Annotated in this window: 13 protein-coding genes; 6 read left to right on the top strand and 7 right to left on the bottom strand. The window is 68.9% G+C overall.

All coding sequences use genetic code 11. The features are described from left to right. Positions 1-581: 581 nt before the first annotated feature. From ACFRMQ_RS34000 to ACFRMQ_RS34015, 4 genes are read right to left on the bottom strand one after another with little or no spacing between them, the layout of a single operon-like run. Positions 582-767: a DUF397 domain-containing protein gene (locus tag ACFRMQ_RS34000; RefSeq protein ID WP_380734623.1), complete on the bottom strand. Its 186-nt coding sequence runs from the start codon at positions 765-767 to the stop codon at positions 582-584. Positions 768-791: 24 nt separating this feature from the next. Continuing rightward, positions 792-977 carry a DUF397 domain-containing protein gene (locus ACFRMQ_RS34005; RefSeq protein ID WP_380734624.1) on the bottom strand — a complete coding sequence of 62 codons (186 nt, stop codon included), beginning with the start codon at positions 975-977 and terminating at the stop codon, positions 792-794. A 37-nt stretch (positions 978-1,014) separates the two neighbouring features. Beyond that, positions 1,015-1,200, bottom strand: coding sequence for a DUF397 domain-containing protein (locus ACFRMQ_RS34010; RefSeq protein WP_380734625.1), 186 nt, complete (start codon positions 1,198-1,200; stop codon positions 1,015-1,017). A 3-nt stretch (positions 1,201-1,203) separates the two neighbouring features. Continuing rightward, on the bottom strand, positions 1,204-2,055 hold the full coding sequence (locus ACFRMQ_RS34015; RefSeq protein ID WP_380734626.1) for a helix-turn-helix domain-containing protein: 852 nt from the start codon (positions 2,053-2,055) through the stop codon (positions 1,204-1,206). A gap of 229 nt (positions 2,056-2,284) precedes the next feature. Here ACFRMQ_RS34015 and ACFRMQ_RS34020 point away from each other — a divergent pair, with 229 nt between their 5' ends. Genes ACFRMQ_RS34020 through ACFRMQ_RS34030 form a run of 3 tightly spaced genes read left to right on the top strand, consistent with a single transcriptional unit; the run spans position 2,285 to position 3,647 of the window. Continuing rightward, a complete protein-coding gene (locus tag ACFRMQ_RS34020; protein ID WP_380734627.1) occupies positions 2,285-2,656 on the top strand; it encodes an ATP-binding protein in 372 nt (123 codons plus the stop codon). Then, positions 2,653-2,916, top strand: coding sequence for a hypothetical protein (locus tag ACFRMQ_RS34025; protein WP_380734628.1), 264 nt, complete (start codon positions 2,653-2,655; stop codon positions 2,914-2,916). The genes ACFRMQ_RS34020 and ACFRMQ_RS34025 overlap by 4 nt, the downstream gene beginning before the upstream one ends. A gap of 26 nt (positions 2,917-2,942) precedes the next feature. Continuing rightward, the gene (locus ACFRMQ_RS34030; RefSeq protein WP_380734629.1) at positions 2,943-3,647 is read left to right on the top strand and encodes a DUF6193 family natural product biosynthesis protein; all 705 of its coding nucleotides are present in this window, start codon (positions 2,943-2,945) and stop codon (positions 3,645-3,647) included. Positions 3,648-3,722: 75 nt separating this feature from the next. On the opposite strand, the gene ACFRMQ_RS34035 is transcribed toward ACFRMQ_RS34030, so the two are convergent. Beyond that, complete coding sequence (locus ACFRMQ_RS34035) at positions 3,723-4,115, bottom strand: hypothetical protein (RefSeq protein ID WP_380734631.1); 393 nt, start codon at positions 4,113-4,115, stop codon at positions 3,723-3,725. 152 nt (positions 4,116-4,267) lie between these two features. Between ACFRMQ_RS34035 and ACFRMQ_RS34040 the strand changes: the two genes are divergently transcribed. Continuing rightward, positions 4,268-4,810, top strand: coding sequence for a GNAT family N-acetyltransferase (locus tag ACFRMQ_RS34040; protein WP_380734632.1), 543 nt, complete (start codon positions 4,268-4,270; stop codon positions 4,808-4,810). A 36-nt stretch (positions 4,811-4,846) separates the two neighbouring features. Here the strand turns inward: ACFRMQ_RS34040 and ACFRMQ_RS34045 are convergent, their stop codons facing one another. Next, positions 4,847-5,392: a hypothetical protein gene (locus ACFRMQ_RS34045; protein ID WP_380734633.1), complete on the bottom strand. Its 546-nt coding sequence runs from the start codon at positions 5,390-5,392 to the stop codon at positions 4,847-4,849. A 167-nt stretch (positions 5,393-5,559) separates the two neighbouring features. Here ACFRMQ_RS34045 and ACFRMQ_RS34050 point away from each other — a divergent pair, with 167 nt between their 5' ends. After that, entirely contained in the window at positions 5,560-5,937 is a 378-nt protein-coding gene (locus tag ACFRMQ_RS34050) for a beta/gamma crystallin domain-containing protein (protein ID WP_380734634.1), read from the top strand. A gap of 113 nt (positions 5,938-6,050) precedes the next feature. Here the strand turns inward: ACFRMQ_RS34050 and ACFRMQ_RS34055 are convergent, their stop codons facing one another. Next, a complete protein-coding gene (locus ACFRMQ_RS34055; RefSeq protein WP_380734635.1) occupies positions 6,051-6,509 on the bottom strand; it encodes a MarR family winged helix-turn-helix transcriptional regulator in 459 nt (152 codons plus the stop codon). Between the two features lie 190 nt (positions 6,510-6,699). On the opposite strand from ACFRMQ_RS34055, the gene ACFRMQ_RS34060 reads away from it, so the two are divergent. Further along, positions 6,700-8,163: an MFS transporter gene (locus ACFRMQ_RS34060; RefSeq protein WP_380734636.1), complete on the top strand. Its 1,464-nt coding sequence runs from the start codon at positions 6,700-6,702 to the stop codon at positions 8,161-8,163. The last annotated feature ends 383 nt before the right edge of the window (positions 8,164-8,546 follow it).

Genomic DNA, 8,546 nt, shown 5'->3' on the forward strand with positions numbered 1-8,546 from the left:
CGGGCCCTTACGGATGTGGAGCGCCAGGCCCGGGTTGCACGGACTCTTCCTACTGAAAGTAGGACGTACTCTGGTAGTACCGCTGACGCCTGGCGAGGGATCGTGCCCCTCGCTACGAGAAGAACATTAGCAGCTCATCGCACAAATGTTGAATCGGGGTCAGGTGTGAGGGGAAGGGTCGTGGAACGCGTAAGGGCCCGACACCTGGGGAGATGTCGGGCCCTTACGGAAGTGGAGCGCCAGGCCCGGGTTGCACGGACTCTTCCTACTGAAAGTAGGACGTACTCTGGTAGTACCGCTGACGCCTGACGAAGGATCAGCTCCTTCGCGACATGAGGAATATTAGCAGGTGAACGGCAGACTGTTGAACCGGGGTTTCCAGGTCGTGGAACGCGTAAGGGCCCGGCACCTGGGGAGGTGTCGGGCCCTTACGGATGTGGAGCGCCAGGCCCGGGTTGCACGGACTCTTCCTACTGAAAGTAGGACGTACTCTGGTAGTACCGCTGACGCCTGGCGGGGGATCTTGTCCCTCGCGACTGAGAGAACGTTAGCAGCTCAGAGCCCGTGCGCCCAATCGGGGGTCAGGCGGAGAACTCGCCGGCGCGGATCGCGGAGACGAGGTCGCGCCACTCGTCGGGGGTGAGTTGGGCGATGCCATCGGGTCGAAGGCTGCTGCGGACGAAGACGGCGTCAGTGGTGATAGCGACCTCCGGGCAGTTTCCTGCGTTGGCGCACGCGCGGGGGCGAGTCCAGGAGCGGTTCTCCATCGAGCTACCCTCCGTTCTGTTTGGTCAGGCGTCGAACTCGCCGGCGCGGATCGCGGAGACAAGGTCCCGCCATTCGCTGACATCAAGTCGGGTGATGGCGTCAGGCCGAAGGCTGCTGCGGACGAAGACGGCGTTAGCAGTGACAGCGACCTCGGGACAGTTGTTCCCGTCCCCGCACGCGGTAGGCCTCTGCCAGACGAGCTCGTCCATGTCGGATTCCTCTCGCAGGGCTTCGTTGTGTAGGCGGTCAGGCGGAGAACTCGCCGGCGCGGATGGCCGAGACGAGGTCGCGCCACTCGTCGGGAGTGAGCTGGGCGATGCCATCGGGCCGAAGGCTGCTGCGGACGAAGACGGCGTCGGGGCCTATGGCCACCTCGGGGCAGGCGTTGGCGTCCGCACAAGATTTCGGTCGCTGCCAGTGAAAGGTTTCCATGGATTAGATCTCTTTCTTGATGAGCTTGATGGCGTCACGAGACTGGCTCTCGGACAGAGAGCGCTTGGTCATCGTGTCGATGATGTGGCGGTAGTTCTTCAACTGCTTCTGCTCATGCAGGAACGCCGGTCCGCCCACGGCGTCGAGCTGAACGGTGTCCAACCGGGGCACTGGCCCTTTCGCGTAGAAGACGCCCTGGCCTGCGCCGATGAATCCATCAGCATTGAAGCTGATGACTTGGAGCGTGACGTGCGGGAGCTCCGAGAACTCAAGCAACTTGTCCAGCTGTTGCCTTGCGGCGGCGCGACCGCCGAACCGCATGTGCAAAGCGGCTTCGTGGACCAGCGCCGAGTATGGCTGGGCGCCTTCACGCATCAGCACCTCCGAACGCTTGAGGCGGTGTTCCAGTCGACCTTCGAGGAGGCGTGCAGGCAGCGGCGGGTAGACCTCGCCGAAGATGGCTCTTGAGTAGGCCTCCGTCTGCATGGCGCCCGGTACGTGCGAAACCTGGTACGTGCGCATCCCCTTGGCGAAGTACTCCATCTCCGCGATGTCCAGGAAGCCGACCGGCACGGAGCCGCGAAAGTCCTCCCACCAACCTCTGTGGCGCTCCTCGGCCATGGCTCCGAGTGCCTCGACGAAGGCGGTGTCGCTCTCTTGAAAGTCGGAGGCGAGCATCCTCACGCGCTCGGCGTTGATCGGGTACTGCGCCTTCTCGATCTGCGTGATCTTCGTTCGGGAGATCCCAAACAGCGCGGCAGCCTCGGCAGTTGTTCGGCCGGCGCAGTCGCGCATCTTCCGCAGCTCGATGCCGACTCGTTCCTGCCTGGCAGAAGGGGTGGTTCCTGGTGGCATGCCCCAAGCATCCATCGCAATCCCGCGAGGGGTCCAGCAATCCATCGATCGAGTGAAGGATTGGGTAGAAGTGCCGGTACATGTGCCAGTGGTGTCCTACAGTCGGTGACGCACCGATCACCGATGTGGGCGTCGGTAACGCTGCCTTGCACCGCAGAGCACCCATGTCCGGGCTGGCTCACGGTGACAGCTCGCTCGGTTCATCCCCCCATCCCCCCTGGGAGACCTCGTGCGCAACCTCAACTCCCCCTCCCTCACCCTCTCCCGTGGCGCCCTCCGCGACGGCATGGCCAGCGCCGGCTGGCCGCCCTCCCTCATCGCGGACGCCGAGCTCGCCATGGTCGAACTCATCGTCAACGCCTGGCGCCACGGGAAGACCATCTCTCCCGTCATCCTCATCGACCACCGTGTCACCACTCTCCGGGTCTCGGTCTCCGACCGCAGTCCGCTCCCGCCGGAGCAGCCGCGTGACCTCCCCCTCCTCTCCGAGTCCGGCCGGGGCCTCCAGCTCGTCGCCGGGCTCACCCACCGCTGGGGCGTCGATCCCCAACACCTCGGCAAGACCGTCTGGTTCGAGCTGATGCGGGAGCGCTGCCGGTGAGCGCCCACCACCCCATCCATCCCGCCGATCCGGCGCTCCTTCACCTCACCCCTCGCCAGCTCACCGAGCTGATCGTTGAACTCCGCACCGAAGGGCGCGAGTTCGGCCTCCTCTGGCCCTCTGCCGAATCGGGCGAGGTCAACCTCTACGGCCACCGCCTGATCGACATCGGCAACATTCCGGCCAGCACCCTGATCAACCTCCTCGCGCTCCTGCGGGAGTACCGGCGAAGCCTTGGTGTCCGCCCCCAGTCGGAGTGAGCCTCCGTCCTTGCCAGACTGGGGTCATGAACTCCGGCTCTGGTAAGAGAATCTGGGACGATGACGGCGCTCTCCGGGCAGCGCTGAGAGAAGCAGCGGAGGAACTCGGGCTCGGCCTGCCCGAGCCCGACGGGCAGTGGGGCCGCCTCGCGGAGTACCTCGGCGCGGGAAACGGCCGGGGAGTGGTGGTGTCTCCGCCCGGCAACGGACGGCGGACCTTCGACGTGCGCCTCCGGCTCAACGGCACGCCCCTGGCCAGCGGGGGGACTTCGGACCTCGCCAAGGCGGCCAGGGCCGTGGCGGCCTGGACGGGCGGCGTGGGTCTCGAGGAGACCCGGGCGCGCGACTCGTTCATCAAGTACCGGCCCTGGGCTCTCGCCCACGAGCGCGAACCGTTCGACAAGGTCGAGTTGACCTGGCTCGTCAAGCTCGACCGCATCCACTCGGCTCCGTTCAGCCGGCACCCGCGCGCCCACGCGGTGCTGGCGGCGGCCTACGCCCAGCCGGTGCTGCGCGCGCTGATGCCGGTCAACAGCCACTACAACCTGTGGTTCTCCAGCACCATCAAGGAGCCCTGGAAGGCGAAGGTCGGGTACGTCCTCTGCCCGTACGACGAGGGGTTGTACGGGGTGTGGAGCCGTGGTGAGCTGATCGCGCGCACCGAGACTGCGGAGGAGGCCGTCGCTCTCGTGGTCGCCGCCCTCCCGGAGGGGACCGGCCCGGCGAGCTGAACGCCCCTGCCTCGGCGCGAGAAGTCGGACCGGCCGACTTCTCGTGCTCCTCGCGCCGAGGCGATCCGCGAAGGGTCAGAAGGGCGGCCGGTCGGACCCGGGAGGAGGGGCGGGGTGTACCCGGTTCCCCCGGCGTATCTCCGGCGGCCGGCGCCGGTCGATGACGGCCGCCCTCTCCTTGCACGCGCCACAGGCGTTGGCCCACTCCGGCATCCAGAAGTAGGGCGAGACGGAGAGCCCGTCGTGCCGGATGCCGCACAGGGTCGCACCGGAACCCGTGTAGGCGTAGGCCGTGTCATAGGCGTGGGCCGTGTCCTCGGGCAGCGACGGCGACTCCGCCCGCTCCCAGCGCCCGTCCATCGCCTGGTACTGCGGCCGTGAGACCTCGCCGGGATCGTGTCCCAGCTCGGTCCACGCGTAGCACCAGGGGCAGAACCAGCGCTCCTTCACCGGCAGGTCCCAGGCCATGCGCGGTTCCGCCACCGGTCTCCGCCGCATTCCGTGTCCACACACGTCGCACGTCACCGCCGGATCGTGCCATGGCGGTCCGACACGCACCGTCGGCCGCCGGGGCCTCAAACGGATTGCCGCCGAACGACTCGTTCGGATAGGAAGCTCGCATGCTTCGAGGCGACAAGGTCGGGCTGCGGGCCCGGTACGACGAGGACATCCCGATCCTGCGGGCCGAGCTCTACGACGACGTGGTCAACTCCGCCCGCTCCGAGGGCCGTCCGTGGCGGCCGATCGTGCCCGGCTCGAACGATCCCCGGCTCGTGGTGGACGCGAGCGACATGAAGAACGTCCCCTTCTCCGTGGTGGAGTTGGACGGCGGCGCGCTGGTCGGCTCCGCGAACCTGTGGGGCATCGACACCCACCACCGGTCCGCGCACATCGGGCTGGGTCTGCTGCCGTCCTGTCGAGGCAAGGGCTACGGCGCCGACGTGGTCTCGGTGCTGTGCCACTACGGGTTCGTCGTGCGCGGCCTCAACCGCCTCCAGGTCGAGACCCTCTCGGACAACATCCCGATGCTGCGCGCCGCCGAGCAGAACGGCTTCGTCCGCGAGGGCGAACTGCGTTCCTCGGCCTGGGTGATGGGCGGGTTCATGGACCAGGTGCTGCTCGGCCTCCTCGCCGAGGACTGGAAGCCGGGCACGAAGGCCTGAGGGCTTCTTCTGCCCGATCTCCCGACAGTCGCGTGATCACTGGTGGTGGCAATCGGGCGGCTGAAGTCCGCTCGGCGTGCTGACCGCCGTGTGGACCAGTTCGAACTCGTCGCCGGCTCGAAGCCGCGGGCCTTTGAGATCCGGCGCGCGCTGATCGCGGGTGGCGTGTCCGTGGCGCTGGTCGGTGGCACCGAGTTCTTCGGTTGTGGCGGTTGCGTCAGCCGGGTCGGCCGGGTTGGCCGGGTCGGCCGGGTTGGCCGGGTTGGCCGGGTCGGCCGCATCGGTCGCATCGGTCGCATCGGTCGTGAACCGGACAGGCGGCCAGGGGGTGGCGCGCGCGGTGGTCCCCTCCGGAGCGGAGCGGAGGGCCCCGGTCCGACGGTGAGGCCGGTCCTGGGCCGACCCGGGCGGAGCGGCGGCGGTCGGTTCGGGTCGGGAGCCGTGTCGTCGTCCGCAGCCGACCGGACCGCCCGAATTTCCGCGTCGTTCGATTTGTGGGCACCATGGGTCGCAGACATTCCATGCGAACCGCTGAATCGTTTGTCGCTTGACGGTGGTTCGGGTTTTTCCATGCGCTGCCACCGGAACTGGAGAATCCTCCTCCGTGCACATTCCATACGCTCGGCAGGTTGGCCGAGAAGGCGCTCCCGCATTCCTTTCGCTTGCCTGAGTGTTGATTCGGGCCCCAACGGAAAGCGGGGTCCGGAAGTACCTTCGCGTGCGAAAATCCACCGAGATGGGGAGTGCAGATGAGCCTGTCCATGGGGCGTTCCCTCGCCGCCGCCGCCCTGGCCGTGACCGCCCTGGTCACCACGGTCGCGCCGGCCGTGGCCGCGCCCACCACGACGGATCGTGTGACGATCAACGGTACGCCCTGCAATGAGCCCGACTACCTGGAAATCCACAACGAGGACGGCCGCGCCACTCTCTGCTTCGCGAACGCCGGCGATCTTCCCGTCGCCATCTACGGCGTGAACTGGGTGCAGTCCGGAAACAACGTGGTGACGTTCGAGTTCCAGCGGAACCTCAGCGACCCGCGGCTGGAAAGCGTGACCCTGAACAAGTGGAGCAACTGGAACCCCGGCCAGCCGTACATCCACAAGATCACCTGGATCAGGATCTACTGACGGTCGGCACGGGCGCACCAAGCTGAAGGACCAGGACGTCGGCCGGAAGGCCGGCCCGCACGGGAAGTCGGCCCGGCCGGCTTCCCGTGCGGCGTTCCCGCTCCCGTGTGGGCTCAGTCCCGGGGCCAGGGCCGTCCGTCGAGTCGTTCGATGCCGAGGTTGAAGCGCCGCAGGAAGCCGGCGAAGGAGGCGATGTCCTCCTCCGGCCAGTCCGCCATCACGAGGTCGAGCGCCCGGACGTGGGCCTCGCGCTCCTCGCCCAGCCGCCGCCGGCCCTCGTCCGTCAGGCGGAACTTGCGGGCGATCCCGCCGTCCGGGTCCGGGATGCGTTCGAGCAGGCCCGCGCCCGTCAGTGCCGCCGTCTGCCGGTTGAGGGTGGAGACGTCCAGGTCGAAGGCGTCGCTGAGCTGCCCGATCGACATGGGCCCCTCGGCGTCGACCCGGCTGAGCAGGATGTACGCGCTGCGTTCGAGCTGACTGCCCTCGGGGCGGCGGTTGTCGACCTGGCTCAGGTCGCGGTGCCGGGCGAACACCAGGAATTCGAGTGCCACCTGGTGCGTGGGGCTGGCCATGGCGAGGTCCCTTCATCACCGCGTTGACCTGCGGCTTCTTCATGGATCACCGTTCAGTATGCCAGAAATGTGCAGCTCGCATGCGATGTGCATGGCGCACATCGTGTGTACTCTGATGCTCATGTGCGATCCGCACATGATGTGCAAGTAGCACATCACCTGATCCCCTCGATCGTCGAGGAGGCCCGTCATCAACGGCCCCGCCCCCGCCCGCCGCACTGGTCCGATCGTGGCGACGCTCGCCTTCACCGGCACCGTCGCCGCGATCATGCAGACCCTGGTCACCCCGCTGATCAGCCAGCTGCCGCAGCTCCTGCACACCAGCCCCTCCAACGCCTCCTGGGTCATCACCGCGACCCTGCTGTCCGCCGCCGTCTTCGTCCCGATCAGCGGGCGCCTCGGTGACCTGCTCGGCAAGCGGACGATGCTCATCGCCTCCTGCGTCCCGCTGCTGCTCGGCTCGGTGCTGTGCGCGGTGGCCGACTCCCTGGTGCCGATGGTCGCCGGCCGGGCGTTGCAGGGCATGGGCATGGGCCTGGTGCCGATCGGCATCAGTCTGCTGCGGGACGTCCTCCCGCCCGAGCGGCTCGGCTCGGCGATCGCGCTGGTCAGCGCGTCGATGGGGATCGGCGGCGGCCTCGGCCTGCCGATCGCGGCCGGTGTCGCGGACTACGCCAGCTGGCGGGTGCTGTTCTGGGGCACCGCCGTGCTGACCGTCGTCATCATCGGCATGCTCTGGACCGTCGTCCCCGCCCCGGCCACCCCGCGTCCGGCCGGCGGACGCTTCGACTACGTGGGCGCGATCGGCCTGAGCCTCGGCCTGGTCTGCCTGCTGCTGCCGGTCTCCAAGGGCGGCGACTGGGGCTGGGGCAGCCCCCGGACCCTCGGCCTGTTCACCGCCTCCGCCGCGATCCTGATGCTCTGGGCCCGCTGGGAGCTGCGCGTCACCGACCCGCTGGTGGACCTGCGGGTCACCGCGCGCCCCCGGGTGCTGCTGACCAACCTCGCCTCCGTCCTGGTCGGCTTCGGCATGTACGCCCAGGCGCTGATCGTGCCGCAGCTGCTCCAGCTGCCGGAGGCCACCGGCTACGGGCTGGGGCAGTCGATGCTCGCCATGGGCCTGTGGATGGCGCCCGGCGGGCTGATGATGATGGTCGTCTCGCCGCTGGGCGGCAAGCTGTCGGCGGCACGCGGCCCGAAGTTCACCCTGGCCGCCGGGGCGCTGACGATCGCCGTCGGGTACGGGCTGGCGCTGGTGCTGATGGGCTCCACCTGGGGCGTGCTGGTCGTGACGATCGTCTGCAACAGCGGCGTCGGCCTGGCCTACGGCGCGATGCCCGCGCTGATCATGAGCGCGGTGCCGCTGTCCTCGACGGCCTCGGCGAACAGCTTCAACACCCTGATGCGCTCGCTGGGCACCTCGGTCTCGGCCGCCGTGATGGGCGTGGTGCTGTCGCAGATGACCGTCACCCTGGGCGGGCACACCCTGCCCTCGGAGGGCGGCTTCCGGGTCGGCCTGGTGATCGGCTGCGTCGTCGCCCTGATCGCGGCCGCCGTCGCCGCCCTCATCCCGGCGCCGCCCGCTCCGCAGCTGCGGGCCGTTCCGGCCCAGGGCGCGGAGGGCGCGGAGGCGGCGAAGCCGGCCACCGCCTGAGCCGTGTCGGCGTCGGCGGATCGATCCGGAGGCTCCTGAAGCCTGCCCTCGGGCCCCGTCCGGCCCGGTCCAGGACCCCGTCGGGCCGCCGCCGCGCGGGCCCGCCCACTCGGACGGGTCAGGAGCTGTCGCTGTGGAGCGGGTTGTTGCCAAGCATGGGGACGTACGGGCCCCTCGGCCGCCGACCCCCGACCAGGAGAGGGATCCTCGGTGCGTGAACTCCACAGTCCCCCCAGCCCCGGCCGCTCCGGCCACCGTCCACCGCCCGGGCACCCCGCGGGCGGTGATCGGAGGCCGTCCCGGCGGTGGACGCCCCAGCGCACGGTCGCGCTGATCGTGGCCGCCTCCGGCGTCGCCGTGCTCGCGGCGTGCGGCAGCACTCC

Origin of the sequence: Kitasatospora sp. NPDC056783 (genome assembly GCF_042789895.1) — a bacterium.
Lineage (GTDB): Bacteria > Actinomycetota > Actinomycetes > Streptomycetales > Streptomycetaceae > Kitasatospora.

Coding starts and splice junctions, on each gene's coding strand:
- ACFRMQ_RS34000 (WP_380734623.1), bottom strand. CDS start 767: ATGGAGAACCGCTCCTGGACTCGCCCCCGCGCGTGCGCCAACGCAGGA.
- ACFRMQ_RS34005 (WP_380734624.1), bottom strand. CDS start 977: ATGGACGAGCTCGTCTGGCAGAGGCCTACCGCGTGCGGGGACGGGAAC.
- ACFRMQ_RS34010 (WP_380734625.1), bottom strand. CDS start 1,200: ATGGAAACCTTTCACTGGCAGCGACCGAAATCTTGTGCGGACGCCAAC.
- ACFRMQ_RS34015 (WP_380734626.1), bottom strand. CDS start 2,055: ATGCCACCAGGAACCACCCCTTCTGCCAGGCAGGAACGAGTCGGCATC.
- ACFRMQ_RS34030 (WP_380734629.1), top strand. CDS start 2,943: ATGAACTCCGGCTCTGGTAAGAGAATCTGGGACGATGACGGCGCTCTC.
- ACFRMQ_RS34035 (WP_380734631.1), bottom strand. CDS start 4,115: ATGGCCTGGGACCTGCCGGTGAAGGAGCGCTGGTTCTGCCCCTGGTGC.
- ACFRMQ_RS34040 (WP_380734632.1), top strand. CDS start 4,268: ATGCTTCGAGGCGACAAGGTCGGGCTGCGGGCCCGGTACGACGAGGAC.
- ACFRMQ_RS34050 (WP_380734634.1), top strand. CDS start 5,560: ATGAGCCTGTCCATGGGGCGTTCCCTCGCCGCCGCCGCCCTGGCCGTG.
- ACFRMQ_RS34055 (WP_380734635.1), bottom strand. CDS start 6,509: ATGGCCAGCCCCACGCACCAGGTGGCACTCGAATTCCTGGTGTTCGCC.